The organism is Flavobacteriales bacterium (assembly GCA_030584065.1).
Lineage (GTDB): Bacteria > Bacteroidota > Bacteroidia > Flavobacteriales_F > PHOS-HE28 > PHOS-HE28.
In genome coordinates, this window is the sequence record CP129489.1 from 246326 (window position 1) to 262687 (window position 16362).

Annotated in this window: 16 protein-coding genes and 1 other RNA gene; 3 read left to right on the plus strand and 14 right to left on the minus strand. The window is 62.1% G+C overall.

All coding sequences use genetic code 11. From position 1 onward, the window contains the following. Nucleotides 1-302 precede the first annotated feature (302 nt). The 7 genes from QY325_00970 to QY325_01000 all read right to left on the minus strand — a co-directional run bounded on the left by QY325_00970 (nt 303) and on the right by QY325_01000 (nt 6098). A complete protein-coding gene (locus QY325_00970; GenBank protein ID WKZ66512.1) occupies nt 303-665 on the minus strand; it encodes a hypothetical protein in 363 nt (120 codons plus the stop codon). 5 nt (nt 666-670) lie between these two features. Next, nucleotides 671-1183 (minus strand): hypothetical protein, encoded by a 513-nt coding sequence (locus tag QY325_00975; GenBank protein WKZ66513.1) that lies wholly within the window; start codon nt 1181-1183, stop codon nt 671-673. A gap of 24 nt (nt 1184-1207) precedes the next feature. Further along, on the minus strand, nt 1208-1492 hold the full coding sequence (locus QY325_00980; GenBank protein ID WKZ66514.1) for a hypothetical protein: 285 nt from the start codon (nt 1490-1492) through the stop codon (nt 1208-1210). A 21-nt stretch (nt 1493-1513) separates the two neighbouring features. Continuing rightward, nucleotides 1514-2332, minus strand: a complete 819-nt coding sequence (locus QY325_00985; GenBank protein ID WKZ66515.1) for a hypothetical protein — start codon at nt 2330-2332, stop codon at nt 1514-1516. 36 nt (nt 2333-2368) lie between these two features. Next, nucleotides 2369-3052 carry a hypothetical protein gene (locus QY325_00990; GenBank protein ID WKZ66516.1) on the minus strand — a complete coding sequence of 228 codons (684 nt, stop codon included), beginning with the start codon at nt 3050-3052 and terminating at the stop codon, nt 2369-2371. A gap of 163 nt (nt 3053-3215) precedes the next feature. Further along, on the minus strand, nt 3216-5579 hold the full coding sequence (locus tag QY325_00995; protein WKZ66517.1) for a 3-hydroxyacyl-CoA dehydrogenase NAD-binding domain-containing protein: 2364 nt from the start codon (nt 5577-5579) through the stop codon (nt 3216-3218). Nucleotides 5580-5666: 87 nt separating this feature from the next. After that, a complete protein-coding gene (locus tag QY325_01000; GenBank protein ID WKZ66518.1) occupies nt 5667-6098 on the minus strand; it encodes a MarR family transcriptional regulator in 432 nt (143 codons plus the stop codon). Nucleotides 6099-6225: 127 nt separating this feature from the next. On the opposite strand from QY325_01000, the gene QY325_01005 reads away from it, so the two are divergent. Continuing rightward, the gene (locus tag QY325_01005; GenBank protein ID WKZ66519.1) at nt 6226-7143 is read left to right on the plus strand and encodes a hypothetical protein; all 918 of its coding nucleotides are present in this window, start codon (nt 6226-6228) and stop codon (nt 7141-7143) included. Nucleotides 7144-7211: 68 nt separating this feature from the next. Here QY325_01005 and QY325_01010 read toward each other — a convergent pair whose 3' ends face one another. Continuing rightward, entirely contained in the window at nt 7212-7922 is a 711-nt protein-coding gene (locus QY325_01010; protein ID WKZ66520.1) for a hypothetical protein, read from the minus strand. Between the two features lie 212 nt (nt 7923-8134). Here QY325_01010 and QY325_01015 point away from each other — a divergent pair, with 212 nt between their 5' ends. After that, the gene (locus QY325_01015; GenBank protein ID WKZ66521.1) at nt 8135-8707 is read left to right on the plus strand and encodes a DUF6272 family protein; all 573 of its coding nucleotides are present in this window, start codon (nt 8135-8137) and stop codon (nt 8705-8707) included. Here the strand turns inward: QY325_01015 and QY325_01020 are convergent. Beyond that, a complete protein-coding gene (locus QY325_01020) occupies nt 8696-9931 on the minus strand; it encodes an NAD(P)-dependent oxidoreductase (GenBank protein ID WKZ66522.1) in 1236 nt (411 codons plus the stop codon). The two genes, QY325_01015 and QY325_01020, sit on opposite strands and share 12 nt — an antisense overlap. A 101-nt stretch (nt 9932-10032) precedes the next feature. Between QY325_01020 and ssrA the strand changes: the two genes are divergently transcribed. After that, nucleotides 10033-10431, plus strand: a transfer-messenger RNA (tmRNA) gene (gene ssrA / locus QY325_01025). A gap of 385 nt (nt 10432-10816) precedes the next feature. On the opposite strand, the gene QY325_01030 is transcribed toward ssrA, so the two are convergent. The 5 genes from QY325_01030 to QY325_01050 form a co-directional block, all read right to left on the minus strand. After that, nucleotides 10817-11383, minus strand: coding sequence for a hypothetical protein (locus tag QY325_01030; protein ID WKZ66523.1), 567 nt, complete (start codon nt 11381-11383; stop codon nt 10817-10819). A gap of 19 nt (nt 11384-11402) precedes the next feature. Then, nucleotides 11403-12728: an MATE family efflux transporter gene (locus QY325_01035; protein WKZ66524.1), complete on the minus strand. Its 1326-nt coding sequence runs from the start codon at nt 12726-12728 to the stop codon at nt 11403-11405. Nucleotides 12729-12759: 31 nt separating this feature from the next. Next, nucleotides 12760-14181, minus strand: coding sequence for a hypothetical protein (locus tag QY325_01040; protein ID WKZ66525.1), 1422 nt, complete (start codon nt 14179-14181; stop codon nt 12760-12762). Between the two features lie 38 nt (nt 14182-14219). Next, nucleotides 14220-15440 carry an isocitrate dehydrogenase (NADP(+)) gene (locus tag QY325_01045; protein ID WKZ66526.1) on the minus strand — a complete coding sequence of 407 codons (1221 nt, stop codon included), beginning with the start codon at nt 15438-15440 and terminating at the stop codon, nt 14220-14222. 94 nt (nt 15441-15534) lie between these two features. After that, nucleotides 15535-16338, minus strand: coding sequence for a hypothetical protein (locus QY325_01050; GenBank protein ID WKZ66527.1), 804 nt, complete (start codon nt 16336-16338; stop codon nt 15535-15537). Between the last annotated feature and the right edge of the window lie 24 nt (nt 16339-16362).

Below are 16362 nucleotides of genomic sequence, written 5' to 3' on the forward strand. Positions count from 1 at the left end.
GGAATGCGTTCTGCGACCCCTTCAGGGTCGTGGCGGCATGGGGGCGTTCTTCTAATGGCTGTGACCCCTCCGGGGTCAGGCCCAGCCTGCGTGCGGCTGCGCGCGCATTCGACCCCGAAGGGGTCGCAGCAACTAGCATTCGTTCCGCCAAGGAGGCATTCGACCCTGAAGGGGTCGCAGCAACTAGCATTTGTTCCACCAAGGAGGCATTCGACCCTGAAGGGGTCGCAGCCGGTGTTCGGCCGGCCAGCGGGATGCCGCTTCGATCCCTCACGCGGAGTGCTAATCTCGATTTCATCAATCTAGCGTATGAGTCGAACCAAGTCACCCACCTGCACATCATCGAAATCCTTAATGTCGGAGCGTTCTTCGCGTTCTTCTCCTAATCCGAACATTTGCTTCCTAGTAATGACTCGCGTTGACGGCTCTTTCTGAATACTCTCAACGGTAGCCATCTGCTCTTGAGCATGGATGATTTTTCCTCTTCCCCGAAGCAGTTCAATATGCCCAAGACTGGTCTTCGTGTCCGGGTCAAACACTTCATCGGTCGAGAGACCATAAATGAGAACTGCCATCCCAATTTTGGCTCCTTCTTGAGAGCCCCAATTGATAACCACGCGAGTCGGCGTGATGATCGACACAACCTTGATTTGTTTCTCTGACATGGGCATCAGGTATTTGGCGTCAGTAGGCTTGGGCGATTGATCGTCGGAACGGCAAATAGGTTGCTCAGTTTGTTTCCATCGGCGCAGTACGATTCCACGAGCTTCTGATCCGTAGAGTTCAACGTGACGCAGAGGCAGTCTTGACCCTCATCGCTAGTCACTACTTGAAGAACACAGAGGTCTTGAAGAATACCGTTTCCATTGGTTACCATCGTAAGCAACATCTCTGGTCTGAGATAGGAGAGGTTTTGAATCCTGATGTAAGTGGTTGCCCTATTTGTTCCAACACCCTTCACAGTACCTATCACCTTTATCGGCTTTAGGAAGCCTTGGTAATAGTGCCAGCATTGTCTGATGAGTTTGATGCAGAATGCCAAGCCAATGCCCGACAGAACAATGGCAACCTTCTGACCAGGGGTAAGGCTATCAAAAGCCAGTGCAATGAACGAGGCCAGAGAAACCACAAAATCGAAGACCGTCCATTGTTTGAAGATGAGGGATACAATGAACTTCATCATTGGGTTAACAGAATTGATCGATGATCATTTGTTGGGATCAGGTTCTTCAACCTCAAACAGAAGTTCGGGCTCATTCTCTGGTTCGTCCAATTCGCGCTCAACGATTGTGTAGCTGTCCAGTGAAAAGTCAACGAACCTCATGAGCAGATCCTGCCCATCGGCCAAGGGGAAACGGTACTCCATGAAGTCGACTGAGCGTTCGCCTGCACCAGTCAGGCAATCGCTGTGGTCTGAGTGGAAGTCATCATTCGCTCTTGCCTCCTCAATCAGAACTTGAGCGTCTTTGGGTAGCCAATCAATCGAGGTCATCTTTGCTTGGGAGCTTGGTCGTCATTTAGCCAGTGTGAGCAATTGCTGCTGAATCTCATCGCTTAGTACGAACTCTCTTTCGAAAGAAGGAAGCACCACCCTTTCAATCTCGTTCTCGAAAACCACCTTGTAGCCTTGGGTCTCGAAGTAGGCAACGAATTCTTCCTGAGTTGCACTTGTTCCGGTATAGGCACCCACGACGAGCAGGTAGAAACGATCCCTTTGCCAGTCGCTTTGTTCAACTGGCATTGAAGCCTTCATTTGACGCAGCACTTGGGGGAAATCGTCAGAGACAGTTGGCTTAAGCTCAATCCAGTAGGTGCTGAGCCGGCGGTGGGCGAACTCACGATAGCCTGACTGGTAGTGGCCGTTTTCGTAGTGAAAGCTCAGACCATATGACAGAGAGTAGCAGACATCGACATGCTCAAAGACTGGCTTCGACATTCTCAAGAGATCTTTTGAATACAGGCCGAACTCCTCTTTCGGGTTTGGCGACCTGATGGATTGTAGGAATAGCTTTCCTTGATTCAGTTCCTTCAGCTTTATAATCTTCTTCATCTCTGCATTGAGGAATTCAGAGTCGTTTTGGAATAACCTAGGATTGACCAAGAAGGCGAGCTTCAATCTGTGTTCTGCTTTAAGGAACTTGATCTGGAGTTTGTTATGTTCAGGTGTGTCAGCCGGCTCTCGAAAGTTGTTGATCACAACGTTGTAGATGGTCAAGTACTTCTCCTTGAACCATGACTGAGCCAGAAGCCATTCAGTGTAGTTCTTATCTGTGGCAAGAACTTCGACAGGCTTGCCTTTGTACTGGCCAAAGGGGATAATCTTGTCGTCCATGGCAAGGTTGCTTTGGTTTTCGAAAATCTGGTAGCGTTACTTGTAATTCTCGTTCATCAACCGCACAAAGTCGATAGTCCCGTCCGGCTGACGGTATTGGTCAATGAGCGGGTTGAGCAAGCCTTGAGGAATGTTGGCAAAGGCATCCGCCTGCGCATTTAATTCCACGCGGACTCTATCTTCATCATTGTTCCAGCGCTTACGACCAGCCAAGAGATAGCTCGCGAAGAGCTTAGGGTTGTTCTCCTTCATCGACTTTGCCCACTTGCTTAGGCCGTCACTCGGCTGATAACCGGCAAGTTTGCCGTCAAGGAAGACCAACTCATATCCAAGCGAGGGTGCAACAATGGACCCATTGGGGTCAACTGTGGGTAAGCCGAGCACGCTCGTCAAGTACTCTGCGCTCAATGATCCGTTCGCAACGCCGTCATCAAATATCCCTTCGACTTCGTAGCTCTCATACCTCGCTTGGTAGTTGGAGATGAAGCGCGATACGATTGATTGGTCAAGATGCTCAACGCTAGCTGCGACAGCGACTATCTGGTTCGTGAAGATCTTGAAGCCCACCCAATAGATGCCCTCGACATCCATGTTAAGATGGGATCGGACTTGATCGGGATGGTACCCGAGTCTAGTCACAGTGTCATTGAACGACATTGGTTCGAGTTCAATCTTCTCGAAGGTTCCGTTCTTCGGAATAAAGGTGTTTACAGTTGCCATGTCGTTGGGTTGTGGTTGAAAGGTACAGCCTCATTTCGCGTGAGCGATCGCAGCGGGTACCCCACAGCGACGAAGGAGCGAGGAGTACAAGCGGAGAGCGCGACGGCGAGTCTTCGAGCCGGCACGCCCAAACCATCACGCACTATGTAGCGCACTGGCTTCATCAGTTCCTGAGCACTTTACCCGAAGTGATGATGGATTGAAGGCGTTCGAGCGTCTTGCGTTGCATGCACAACTCAACGAACGCCTTGCGCTCCAGATCCAGCAGATATTGCTCGCTCACCTCCGTCGCCTCGCTCAGGTCGCCGCCGCACAGCACGTAGCCGAGCTTCTCGCTGATCAGCGCATCGTGCTGGCTGATGTAGTTGCCGCTGAGCATGCTGTTGGCGCCCACGTACACGATGCCGAGGCCTTCCTGGCCGAGCACCTTGATGTCGGTGCGCGGCGCGGGCTTGGTGTAGCCCTTGTTCCAAAGGTCCAGCGCACATTGTTTGGCGTAGGCCAGCTGGTGGGCGCGGCTCACGATCACCTCGTCGTGGCCCTTGCGCAGGTAGCCGAGCGCGAAGGCCTCGTGCCCGCTGGTGGCCACCTTGGCCTGGCCGATGGTGAGGAAGCGCTCGCGCATGGCGTTGATGCGGATGTCGCCCTCCTTCAGCTCGTCGGCCAGGCGCAGGGCGAACTCCTTGGTGCCGCCACCGCCGGGGATCACGCCCACGCCGAATTCCACCAGGCCCATGTAGGTCTCGGCGTGCGCCACCACCTTGTCCGCGTGCAGGCAGAGCTCGGTGCCGCCGCCCAGGCACAGCTGGTGCGGTGCCGCCACCACGGGGATGCTGCTGTAGCGCATGCGCATCATGGTGTTCTGGAAGGTGCGCACGGCCATCTCCAGGTCGTCGTACTCCTGCTCCACGGCCATCATGAAGATCATGCCCACGTTGGCGCCCGCGCTGAAGTTGGCGCCGTCGTTATAGACCACCAGGCCCTTGTAACCCTGCTCGGCGAGGTCGATGGCCTTGTTGAGGCCCTGGATCACCTCCGCGCCGATGGTGTTCATCTTGCTCGTCCAGCTTACGCTGAGGATGCCATCACCGAGGTGACGCACGGTGGCGGCGCTGTTCTTCCACACCACGCTGCTTTCCGGCAGGTCGCTCAGCACGATCATGCCCTCGGCACGCGGGATGGCCTTGTAGCTCTTGCTCGCGGCATCGTAGTACATGCGTTTGCCGCCTTCTGTCTTGTAGAAGGACGTGTGACCGGCTGCCACCATCTCGTTGATCCACGGCGACACCTTCACGCCTGCCGCGTTCATCGCGTCTAGCGCGGTCTTCACACCCACGGCATCCCAGGTCTCGAACGGACCGATCTCCCAGCCGAAGCCCGCGCGCATGGCATCGTCGATCTTGTACAGCGCATCGGTGATCTCGGGGATCCGGTGGCTTACGTAGGCGAAGAGCCCGTGGAAGCTCTTGCGGTAGAACTCGCCGGCCTTGTCGGTGCCGTTGTAGAGCAGGGCCGTGCGCTTGCGCAGGTCGTCCTCCTTCTTGGCGGCGTCCAGCGTGGCGAACTTGGGCTTCACCTGCGGACGGTATTGCAGCGTATTGAGGTCGAGCGCGAGGATCTCGCCTTTGGGTGAGCTGCGGTCCTTGAAGAAGAAACCCTTGCCGGTCTTGCTGCCGAGCATGTTCTTCTCCACCATCTGCTGCAGGTAGCCGGGGATGGCGAAGAGCGCGTTCTGCTCGTCGTTGGGGCAGTTGTCCTTCACGCCCTGGGCTACTTTCACCAGCGTGTCCAAGCCCACCACGTCGGCGGTGCGGAAGGTGGCGCTCTTGGGGCGGCCCAGCACGGGACCGGTGAGGCGGTCCACCTCCTCCACGGTGAGGCCCATCTCCTTCACCAAGTGGAAGAGGCCCATGATGCCGAACACGCCGATGCGGTTGGCGATGAAGGCGGGCGTGTCCTGGCAGCGCACGGTGACCTTGCCGAGGATGCGCTGGCCGTAGTCCTCCAGGAAGTCGATCACCGCGGGGTCGGTGTCCGGACCGGGGATCAGTTCCAGCAGCGGCAGGTAGCGCGGCGGGTTGAAGAAGTGCGTGCCGCAGAAGTGCCGGCGGAAGTCGTCGCTGCGGCCCTGCGCGATGGCGTGTATGGGGATGCCGCTGGTGTTGGTGGTGATGAGGGTGCCGGGCGTGCGGTACTTCTCCACGTTGGCCAGCACCTGCTGCTTGATGTCGAGCCGTTCGATCACCACCTCGATGATCCAGTCGCAGTCCTTGATCTTCGGCAGGTCATCGTCGAAGTTGCCGGTGCTGATGCGCTTGGCGAAGCGGGCATCGTACAGCGGCGCAGGACTGCTCTTGATCGCGGCGGCGAGCGCGTCGTTGACGATCTTGTTCTTGTCATTGCCCTCTTTCGGAGCGATGTCCAGCAGCAGCACCTCGGCGCCGATATTGGCGAAGTGGCAGGCGATGCGGCTGCCCATGACGCCGCTACCGAGTACGGCGATCTTGCGGATGTTTCGTTTGGTCATTGTTCGATCTGATTCTCACCGCCAAGACGCGAAGAGCGCGAAGTGGAATTCCTTGGCGTGCTTGGCGTCTTTGCGGTGAATGGTATTTCAGAAGAGTTGTTCCTGTTCGAGTATCCGGTCCAGCTCGCTCATCACCTGCCGGAAGTTGCTCAGTTGTGCGGGCGTGAAGCGGCGCTGCACCGCCTCGTTGAACTTGATCACGGTGTTGCGGCTCACGTCGCGCATCTGCTTGCCCTTCGCCGTGAGGTGGATGCGCACCACGCGCTTGTCGGCGGTGTCGGCGATGCGCTTGATGAGGCCCTCGTCCTCCATGGTCTGCAGGGTGCGCACGAGGCTGCGGGCCTCCATGCCCATCTTGGGGCCGAGCTTGGTGCTGGGCGTCCCCTCGGGCTCGATGTTCAGCAGTATCTGGCCAATGGCCATGCTGCCCCCGTACTTCGCCGCCTCGGTGTTGTACAGGCGCGAGATGCGGCTCCACACGCGGCGGATGGGGAAGTCGATGGTCTCTTCGGGGCGCATGGGCTGGACTGGGTGGCCCCTAAGGTAGCAGCATGAAAGTATGCGTGCATAACAAATTGCTGGCGAGGTTTTCAACAGGGATCAGGCACGGTGTTGGGTAGTTTGGCGCACCCGAACCCATCCGTTCATGCGCCTCCCCGCCTTCCTCCTCGCCGCTTCGGCCCTGCTGTTTGCCAGTTCTTGTAAGAAGGACAACGACGAATCATCTGCGCCCAACCAGCCCGCGCCCGCCGGCCCCCGCTTGGTGATGAAGTTCCGCTTCGACAGCACGCAGGTGCGCCTCAACAACCTGGGCCAGCCCGCCACCCTGCCTCCGGGTCATGCCGCGCAAAGCCCACGATTCAACCGGATGAGCGCGCATTACATCGAGTTCGCGCCGAGCATGCTCACCGCGCTGGGCACTGGCACGGTGGTCTACCACGCCCCGGAGACGTCCATCGGCGGCTCCACGGCCATCGATTTCGCGCAGGGCGTGCAGGTGGGCGATGGCGAGACCTTTTTCAGCATGCCGCTGGCGCAGATGACGCCCGGCACCTACGAGTGGCTCCGCGTGTCGCTGGCCTATCAGAACTACGACATCCGGTTCCGCTACACCGATGCGGTCCTCGGCACCTTCAACCTGTGGGGCACGGTGGCCAGCTTCATCGGGTACAACACCTACATCACCAGCTTCCCGGTGCGCAACCAGAGCGTTACCGTGAACGGCAACCGTCTGCAGGGCTTCTGGGCCTTCGAGGTCATCAATGCGCCCATCCCGCTCGCGCCGGTCACGGGCCAGGCGCCGCCGGGGGCCACCACGGTGCCCAACCCGCTGTTCGCCACCTCCGAGATCCCCCCGGGATCCTGCGTGGTCACCGGCCAGTTCGCCGCACCGCTCACCATTACCGGCAATGAGACCTCCGATGTGGTGATCACCGTCTCGCTCAGCACCAACAACAGCTTCGAGTGGCTGGACAACGGTGACGGCATCTACGAGCCTGGACCACCAGCCAACGATGTGGTGGTGGACATGGGCGTACGGGGGCTAGTCCCCACTGTGGAGTAGTGGCCGGATCTGAAGGGTGCAGGAGACCTTGGGCGGATCCAAGGCACTGGAGCCGCGCGCCGATGAGCCTAGCTCGGCTGCCGCACGGGCCTCGGCTCGCCGTTCACCCAGAGGAGGAGCCCGCTTGGGTCCCAAGTGTACCGGACGGATGCAGCGGGAAGGATGCGGTCGTACCCGCCGGCTTGGTCGTCATAGAGGTACACGCTGTCACAGGCGAAGCGGAACCACAGGGTGTCGCCGTGCGTTTCGAACCGGACGTAGGGCGCGATGTCGCGGCGCTTCAGCCTAAGTGTGTCGTCCTCCAGGACGCGCTCCGGCCGTGCGGCATCCATGAAGGCCAGGTCATGGAAAGCGGTGTCGAGCCGCAGGAGCTTCTGTCCCCAGCTTTCCTTCTCCCCGAAGTTCGCCAGCACCCAGAGGTCATCGGTGGCGGTGCTGTCCCTGCCGAAGAACCGGGGCAGCATCGTCCAGCTATCGTAGGCCGGTGAGGAAACGGCAATCACCTCGGCGCTGCTGTCAGGGCGCGCGCGGTACCGGTAAAGGCGCAGCCCTTCGAAGGTGTCTTCAACCGCCGATGCCACCATCACGCAGGTGCCATCGCCCATGTCGAAGGTGGTTTGGATCAGGAGGGTATCATGTTTCACATTGTCCTCCAGCGCTGGGTAGGCGAAGGCACTGCGGCCAGGGACCTCATGGGGCGCGTCAGGGCGGCTTGGACCAGGGCAGCCGGTGCACAGGAGGCCGGCGGTGAGCCAGCTGAGCATTGATTTGTCGCACATTATCAGGTTGTTGTGAATGGGTCGACCGATGCCCTTGCCCCGTGCCAGGGGCCCGAACATAGGTGAATCCCGAGCCGCCGCTCGCGAACCGGGCGCTATAAGGGCCATGAAGAACCATGGACGGTCGCAACCATGGGTCATTTCCCATCGTATATCGGCACCGGATTCCCCTTCGTCGTTGGCCAGGGGGGTCATGTCGAATCATTGCGACCTTGAGCTCCCCTCCCCCGACTCCATCCTCGCTGCATGCGGGCCACTGGTCCATCGCAGCCTCTGCGGAGCTCCTTCGCCTGCCGGAGTCCTCGGTGGTTTTTCACCACAGCGGGGCGCTCGACCACGAGGTGCTGCAGGCCTTGCTGCAGCGGGCCGAGGAGTCCAGCCTGGCCAATGCCGACGGCGTGGTGACACGCAAGCGCTTGCTCACGGTGATCGTGGAGGCGCTGGAGAACCTGCGGGTGCATGCACAGGGGGAGCCCGAGACGGTCTATGCCCTGCTGGTGGGAAGCCCTGAGGGCTACCGCTTGCAGCTGGGGAATGCTGTGCCGATCGCCACTGCGGAGCTCCTGCTGCACCGGATCGAAGTGCTCAACGATATGACCGAGGCCGATCTGAAGGAGCATTTCCTGCGCTTGCTCAGCCACGATGGCCGCACCGAGCGCGGTGGCGCCGGACTCGGCCTGCTCACCCTCGCCCGGAAAGGAGCGCGGCCCTTGAAGGCCGTTGCCGTGAATCGCGACTCCACTTCCCGCTACTTCCTGCTCGAGGTGGCCGTACTACGCCACTGAGGTGCCTGCCGTACCGGCGTATTCCGCCAAATGGGCGAAGCGGTCCGTCAACCGGCCTGCGCGGACAATCGTGGCCCGATCGATCATTCCCTCCTCATCCCGCTCCACAAGGTTCGGCAGGACCCGCTCGATGAGGTCCAGGCCGAATGCCTCTGAAGCATCGCGCGGCAGTTCGCAGGGCAGGTTATCGACGGCCATTACCGTGATGCTGCCGGGGCTGCCCGGGGCCACTTCGCCGCCCGTTGCCGGGTCGTAACCAAGGAAGGGGGATTCGATGGTGGTGGACCGGAGGGTGCTGTCGATAGGGCCGCCGATGTCGCAGCTCACGTCGGCCACCACACTCAGGGTCAGGCGCGGGTCGCGGAGGTCCTCGCCGCTGAGGATCTTGGGGCCGCGCGGGTCCCAGTAATGGCAGGCCAGGTAGAGCTGAGCTCGATGCGCATAGGGGGCGAACCGCGCCCGATGGCCTGCAGGGTCGCGGTGGAAGGCGGCCTTGTCGAAGGGGACGCCATCCTGTCGCTCATAGAGGTCCTGGGTTCCCAGCACCGTGTAGACGGGCTTGCTGAAATCCTGCTCCAGGAATGCTTGCGGCTTCACGCGCTCCACGCCTGCGCGCTCAAGCACGCCCATGGCGCCCTTGCCCACGCGCCCGCCGCCGGTCATCACGATCCGCAGGTCCTTGGGCAGCGGGAAGGCATGCAGGTGGCGCTCGAGCTCCTCCAGATCGTGGCAGGCGTGCGCGGGCTTCAAGGCCGGTCCGCCATGAGCCATTTGCCAAGCGCGGAAGGCGTTGTATGCGCCCACCACGCCTGCCCAATAGCCGAACGCCAGCACACGGTCGCCATGGAGGTCGGTGAGCAGCTCGTGGTCGATGAGGGTGATGCCCTGCTCCACCACCGCCCGCATGAGCTTGCGGTTGTGGGGCTGCTCTTTGATGGTGTGGCTGAAGAAGAGGTAGCTCTTGCCGGGAAGGAGCAGGTCCACAGGGACCTCCTTCACGCCGATGATCAGGTCACGGTCTGACAGATCGTCCACGAGGCGGACGCCTTGATCGGCGTATTCGGCGTCGGTGTAGGCGCGCACTGCGCTGCGCTGCACGACCAGGTCCACCTGTGGGTAGCGGATGCTCACCTCTCGGCACTGGGCGGGGGTGAGCGGAACGCGGCGGTCCACCGGCTGCTTGCCTTCGCGGATGATGCCGATCTTGCGGTAGGGGACTGCCATTCTGAACGGCGGCAAACTTAGCCCAATGGAATTCAACGGATCGGCATTGGATTGGCAGGCACCTCGACGGCCTACTTTTGGCCTTCGTTCTTTGAGCACTTGGGGCCGATCTGGTTTCGACAGCGGCTTCGTGAGGTGCGGTAAGCATGCCGGGCGTGATGTGCGGCCCGTATCCCAGTGCATCAACGCCATAACTGGCGAAGTAGACTACGCTCTCGCTGCTTAATAGCCTAAGGCTATGACGCTTAATCCACGTGAACAACAGTAGCGTGGACGAGTACCCCTCGGGGAGGCCCGTTTCCCTCCTTCCCGGCTCAGGGGTGTCGCCCTGGGAAGCTGGCCCGCGCGGTGGTCCGGAGCGCGGGCGAGAAACAGGACCTAAGCCTCAGGTGGGGTGCCCTTCCCCAGCCCGTGGTCGAAAATCAATGAAGCGGCTAAGCATGTAGAAAGCCCATTTCGCGGTCGTTTGGACGAGGGTTCGATTCCCTCCGGCTCCACACGAAGCCCGGCACACGCCGGGCTTCTTTTTTCCGCAACCGGGCAACCTCCCGGATGCCAGTGCGTGGATGCCGCTATGAGAGGCAAGCCATGGAAATCATGCGCGGCGCTGCATGAGGCCTACCAGCGGGCCCGACAGGTCCTCGGCCGCAATCGGTGCACGGTGCTGGCCGCGGTGGCCGGCCACCTTGAGCGCACGGGCAGCCCTGCGGAAGCGCTTCGCCTCTATCGTCCGGCCCGAAGCACGGCCATGACCGCGGCAGAAGAAGCCGAGCAGGCGGCGGATATCCGCCGGGTGTCGTCCAGGTTGCGTCGAGCGCGCTGGGCGGGCCTGTTCGGTTGAGCCACGGTCAGGATGGGTGCCGAATGGCATCCGCCCTGCTGCGTTCAGAGCCCCAACCCGAAGCCTCCGCTAACCACGGGCCCCTGGCCCAAGTAGACGCTGTTCGGGTCCTGGAGCACCTCCCACAGCACCTGCAGGTAGATGGCGCTGCGTCCGCCCAAGGACTGCACGTAGCCGCCGCCCACCAGGAGATGCGGCACCCACATCTTCCGGAACCGCGCTTCCGCATAGCTGTAGCGGTCCACGTTCAGGTTCAGGAACTCGGCGTGGAGGAAGACCGGGTCCACCACCCTGTACCGGGAGAAGGCGCGGTAGCCGAAGCCGCTGAAATCGTACGGCGGCGTGAACCGGTTGTCACGGTAGTACCAGTAGCTGAACCCCACGCTCGTGGAGAACCGCCCGGCGGGGTCCACCTTGTACCCGATCAGCGGATCGAGCTGGATGGCGGTGACCGTGCCGAACGCCAAGCCGATGCCGCCTCCGAACCAGAAGCGCTCATGCAGCGGCCGCCCGTCGGCTTCCTTGCGGGGCGCGGCCTTGGCGTCGTCCTGTGCACGCAGCGGCGCGCTCGACAGCACCAGGAGGAGCAGCGCGAACGGTGGGCGGACCATGAGCCGAAGGTAGCGCCGCTCAGCGCACGGCAGGCGCGCGATGGTGCTTCTCGAAGTGGGCGCTCAGCAGTGCGCCGCGGACCGTCATCCAGGCGAGGAAGGCCATCCAGACGGCGTGCAGCCGCCAATCGAGCGCATCGCCCGCCCAGATCACCGGCACGAAGGCGACGAGGGTGGCGATGAGCAGCACGTTGCGCAGGATCCTGCCGTTGCCCAGCCCCTTGTAGATGCCATCGAAGGCGAAGGCGACGGCATTGATGGGCTGGGTGAGCACCACCATCCAGAAGACGCCGTCCAGGAGCTCAAGCACGCGCTGGTCCTGCGTGAAGAGCGCACCGATGCGGTTGTACCCGATGAGGTAGAGCACCGCCAACCCCGCGCCGATGGTCACGCTCATGCGCACCACCTGCCAGCTCACCCGGTGGAGGTCGCGCCAGTTGCGCTCCCCGTTCAGCCGCCCCACCAGCACGCTGCCGGCCGCGGCGTAGCCATCGATGAAGAAGGCGCTGAAGAGCCATATCTGCATGGCGATGCTGTGCGCGCCGATGTATGCCTCGCCATACCCGGTGGCATACCGGTTGCCCAGGTAGTAGCAGAGGTTCAGGGCCAGCGTCCGCGCGAAGAGGTTCCCGCTCAGCAGCCACAGGCCCTTCAGCTCGGGATGCCGCAGCCCGCGCGGAACCATGCTGAAGGGCGTGCGGGTCTCCAGGATCCATGCGGCGCTGCCGAACATGACCGCCTGAGCCGCCAGGCTGGCCCATGCGCTGCCCGCGATGCCCATGCCCTCCACAGGCCCATAGCCGAAGATCAGGATGGGGTTCAGCAGGCCATTGACGATGGCGCCGATGATGCTGATCCACATGCCCCAGCTCAGGTTCTGGATACCGCGGAAGGCGCCGGTGATGGCGAAGGTGGCCAGGACGATTGGGTGGCCATAGCTGCGGATGCGGTAGTACTCAACGGCCTTTTCCAGCACCTCGCCCTCCGCATTGTAGAGCCTGAAGATGGGCTCTGCGAGCGCGTTCGTGAGGGCGAAGAAGAGGAAGCCGAGCAGGAAGTTCATCCAGGCGGCGATGGGCACGAGCCCGGCAACCGCCTGCACCCGGCCCTCACCGTAGTAACGGGCCACCACGGCCAGCACGGCGCTGCGCGTCTGCGCCAGTACCCAAACCACCAGCAGGAAGAAGCTACTGGCGATGCCCACGGCGGCGAGGTCGGCGGTGCCCAAGCGGCCCACGAAGGCGGTGTCCACCAGCGATATCACAGGCTCCGCGATGCCGCTGATGATGGCCGGCACCGCCAAGCGGTCGATGTCCCTGCGGGTGACGGTTCGGGGTAGGCTCAATCGGGCGCGAAGATCATGATCGGTCCCGGCTTCAGTGGCCGATGTTCTCCGTGGTTAGTCGGTAAAGCACCAAAGGGTCATGCCCATCCTCCAGGCCGTACCATGCCAGGAAGCGGTGCGTCCAAGGCGGTGCGGCCACAGCCATGCGCTTCAGGCTCTGCACGCGGTCGAGGCCCTGGCTCTCCCTGGCAATCACCAGATGGTTGCGCTTCTCCTTGCTGGGCACGATCCGCTCCACGAAGGCTTCGGTGCTCCTGGGGGCCAGGTAGAAGGGCGGAATCCACTGCCGCCAATCGCCCAGGTGGTCAATGTGCACGGCCTCGCTGCCATAGCGTTCATGGATGGCCTCGGCCAGCTTGATGCGCCCATTGCCGGCAGGCGTGGCGATCCCAACGGCCAACGCCAATACGTTCACCGCCGCAAAGGGGAAGAGGATGCGCATGGCCCCGGCACTCCGCATCGCAGCGGGCCACCGCTCGCACAGGGCATCCCAAGCGGCCATCAGCAGCCAAGGCATCAGCGGCGCCAGCGGGATGAGGAAGCGCGGCTCCTTGTTCGGCAGCAGGCTGTGCGCGAGCAGGAAGGGGAGGAGCAGCCAGAGCACCGGGTGGCGCGGCTTCAGTGCGAGCAGGGCCGCCGCGGCAGCGAGCAGCGCCGCGCCGATGGGCAATGCGGCGTACTTCAGCCCGAAGAGCAGGTGCTGGTGCCACGGCAGCGCGGTGAACCGGTGCGCCTCCTCGCCGGTGAGGGCGGCGCTCGCGTAGTTCCACAGGGTGAAGGTGATGCGGCCGTAAGCGAGCGAATCGGCGGCGATACCCACGGCGAGGAAGGCCAATGCGCCGATGGCCATGCCACCGATGCGCTTCCAGGGCTCGTGTCTCACCACCAGCAGCCAGAGCAACGCACCGAAGGGCAGGATCGCTGCCGCTGGCCGCACAAGCAGCGCAGCAGCCCACCACGCTCCGATGGCCTCCGGCCGGCGCGCATCGAGCAGCAGCGTGAGCCCGCGGAGGAAGAGCATCCCGCTCCAGGCCTCGCCGCTGAAGCGCACGTGCAGCACGGGCACGAACCACAGGAACCAGGAAAGGAGGATGAAAGCCTGCCGGTTCTCCTCGCGCACCGAGGGGAGCACCGCCCTGACGAAGCCTCCCACCGCCCACAGCGCCAACGCCGCCGTGAGCAACCGGAGCAGCAGGGTGAGGGTGAAGGGGCTGGTGACGCCGGAAAGTCCGGCGGCCTCGAAGACGCCCGCTGCGATCAAGGGAAGCGTCATGCTGCGCCAGCCCTGATGGTAGTCGATCGGCAGGGATGCCGCGTCCGCGTGGCCGCGCAGTTGCTCGGCCAGCAGGATCACATGCTGGAACTCATCCTCGGAGGAGTAGCCTGTTCCGAACCATGCGGCAAGCGCCAGCACGGCAGCAGCGGGCAGGAGGCACCAGCGGCGGAAGGTCATGCCAGGGAAAGGCATGGCCGAAGATGGCGAAGGCAGGCTTACGCCCGCTCGATGCCCTCGCGCAGGGCCTCCATGAACTTCTCGGTAGTGAGGTAGTGCTCGGGCCCCACCTTCTCACCGTGGATGCACACCGCGAGGTCCTTGGTCATCTTGCCGCTCTCCACGGTGCGGATGCACACGTTCTCGAGTTTCGTGCAGAAGTCGATGAGGGCCTGGTTGCCATCGAGCTTGCCGCGGAAGGCCAGGCCGCGCGTCCACGCGAAGATGCTCGCGATGGGGTTGGTGCTGGTGGGCTTGCCCTGCTGGTGCATGCGGTAGTGGCGCGTCACGGTGCCGTGCGCGGCCTCCGCTTCCATGGTCTTGCCATCCGGGGTGATCAGCACGCTGGTCATCAGGCCCAATGAGCCGAAGCCCTGCGCCACGGTATCGCTCTGCACATCGCCGTCGTAGTTCTTGCAGGCCCACACGAAGCCGCCGCTCCATTTCATGGCGCTGGCCACCATGTCGTCGATCAAGCGGTGCTCGTACACGATGCCGGCCTTCTCGAAGTCGGTCTTGAAGTGCTTCTGGTAGATCTCCTCGAAGATGTCCTTGAAGCGGCCGTCGTACTTCTTCAGGATGGTGTTCTTGGTGCTCAGGTAGAGCGGCCACTTCTTCGCCAGGGCGAGGTTGAAGCAGCTGTGCGCGAAGCCCTCGATGCTCTCGTCGGTGTTGTACATGCTCAGCGCCACGCCGTTGCCATCGAACTGGTACACCTCCCAGCTCTGCGGGCTGCCGCCGTCATCAGGCGTGAAGGTCATGGTGAGCTTCCCCTTGCCTTTGATCACCGCATCGGTGGCGCGGTACTGGTCGCCGAAGGCGTGGCGGCCGATCACGATGGGCTGCGTCCACCCCGGCACCAGGCGCGGGATGTTGCTGATCACGATGGGCTCGCGGAACACCGTTCCGTTGAGGATGTTGCGGATGGTGCCGTTGGGGCTCTTCCACATCTGCTTCAGGCCGAATTCCTGCACGCGCGCCTCGTCGGGTGTGATGGTGGCGCACTTGATGCCCACGTTGTGCTTGAGGATGGCCTTCGCGGCATCCACGGTCACCTTGTCGTCGGTCTTGTCGCGGTACTCGATGCCGAGGTCGTAGTATTCGATGGGCACATCAACGTAGGGGAGGACCAGCTGGTCCTTGATCCACTTCCAGATGATGCGGGTCATCTCATCGCCATCGAGCTCCACAACGGGCTTGGTCACCTTGATCTTCGACATCGTACGCGGTTGGTTGTCAGTGTGGGTGGTCCGGTACGGCAAGGAAGACCGACCGGGTGTTGCGGCCGCGAAAGTACCCATTGGGGAAAAGCGATCAGGGCTCTTCGTCGTGGTCGGAGCCCGGCGCTGGCTCCTTCGATCCATTGCGCACGAGCCTGCCCTTAACGTAGCGCTCCTTGCGGGAAACTCGGCCCTCCTGGTCATAGTAGATGAACTCGCCTGCCGGGTAGCCATGGTCGTAACGGCCGGTGTAGCTCACGGTGCCATCGCCGCGGAACACGGTCAACTCGCCGTGCGGGCGTCCATTGGTGCAAATGGTGGTGTACCGGCCCAAGCCCATCGGAAAGATGGTCACGTACTCGCCGTTGAACAAGGCGCCGGTGGAGTCGCGCAGCACCCGTTCCCCGTGGAGGCCGTTGCTGCGATAGCCCTTCTTCCATTCGATGCGGCCATTCGGATGGTACGTGGTGCTCGGCCCGTGGCGGACCCCTCTGCGGTACCGGACCTTCGAGAGCACGGCTCCATTCGGGTGGTAGAAGATCTCGAGGCCATGCACCTGTCCATCCCTGACCATGGCCTCACGGACCTTGCGCTCCAGGCTGTCATACTGGATCACCGAACCATGGATCCGCCCTTTCCGGTAATATGCCTCCCAGGCTTTCCTGCCGCGCGCATCGAACCGCACTGCTGGGCCGTGACAGCGCTCGTTGCGGTAATTCTCGTAGCCGATCAGCCTGCCTGTGGTGTCGTGCACCGAGACCGGGTTAAGGATCCTCCCCGAAGCATCACGGTGAATGACGCCGTACCGGCCGTTCTTCACCTCGGTGGTGTCCGTCCGCTGTGCCCGGAGAAGCGATGCTGAAGCCGCCATGAGGAGGAGCAGGACCGCCTTCAGCATCCGGTTGTGGCAGGGCCGGCAGGG

Bases quoted from the DNA above. Each gene is read 5' to 3' on its own strand.
- QY325_00970 (WKZ66512.1), bottom strand. From the start codon at position 665: ATGTCAGAGAAACAAATCAAGGTTGTGTCGATCATCACGCCGACTCGC.
- QY325_00995 (WKZ66517.1), bottom strand. From the start codon at position 5,579: ATGACCAAACGAAACATCCGCAAGATCGCCGTACTCGGTAGCGGCGTC.
- QY325_00980 (WKZ66514.1), bottom strand. From the start codon at position 1,492: ATGACCTCGATTGATTGGCTACCCAAAGACGCTCAAGTTCTGATTGAG.
- QY325_01050 (WKZ66527.1), bottom strand. From the start codon at position 16,338: ATGCTGAAGGCGGTCCTGCTCCTCCTCATGGCGGCTTCAGCATCGCTT.
- QY325_00985 (WKZ66515.1), bottom strand. From the start codon at position 2,332: ATGGACGACAAGATTATCCCCTTTGGCCAGTACAAAGGCAAGCCTGTC.
- QY325_01010 (WKZ66520.1), bottom strand. From the start codon at position 7,922: ATGTGCGACAAATCAATGCTCAGCTGGCTCACCGCCGGCCTCCTGTGC.
- QY325_01020 (WKZ66522.1), bottom strand. From the start codon at position 9,931: ATGGCAGTCCCCTACCGCAAGATCGGCATCATCCGCGAAGGCAAGCAG.
- QY325_00975 (WKZ66513.1), bottom strand. From the start codon at position 1,183: ATGATGAAGTTCATTGTATCCCTCATCTTCAAACAATGGACGGTCTTC.
- QY325_01045 (WKZ66526.1), bottom strand. From the start codon at position 15,440: ATGTCGAAGATCAAGGTGACCAAGCCCGTTGTGGAGCTCGATGGCGAT.
- QY325_00990 (WKZ66516.1), bottom strand. From the start codon at position 3,052: ATGGCAACTGTAAACACCTTTATTCCGAAGAACGGAACCTTCGAGAAG.
- QY325_01030 (WKZ66523.1), bottom strand. From the start codon at position 11,383: ATGGTCCGCCCACCGTTCGCGCTGCTCCTCCTGGTGCTGTCGAGCGCG.
- QY325_01000 (WKZ66518.1), bottom strand. From the start codon at position 6,098: ATGCGCCCCGAAGAGACCATCGACTTCCCCATCCGCCGCGTGTGGAGC.
- QY325_01040 (WKZ66525.1), bottom strand. From the start codon at position 14,181: ATGACCTTCCGCCGCTGGTGCCTCCTGCCCGCTGCTGCCGTGCTGGCG.
- QY325_01005 (WKZ66519.1), top strand. From the start codon at position 6,226: ATGCGCCTCCCCGCCTTCCTCCTCGCCGCTTCGGCCCTGCTGTTTGCC.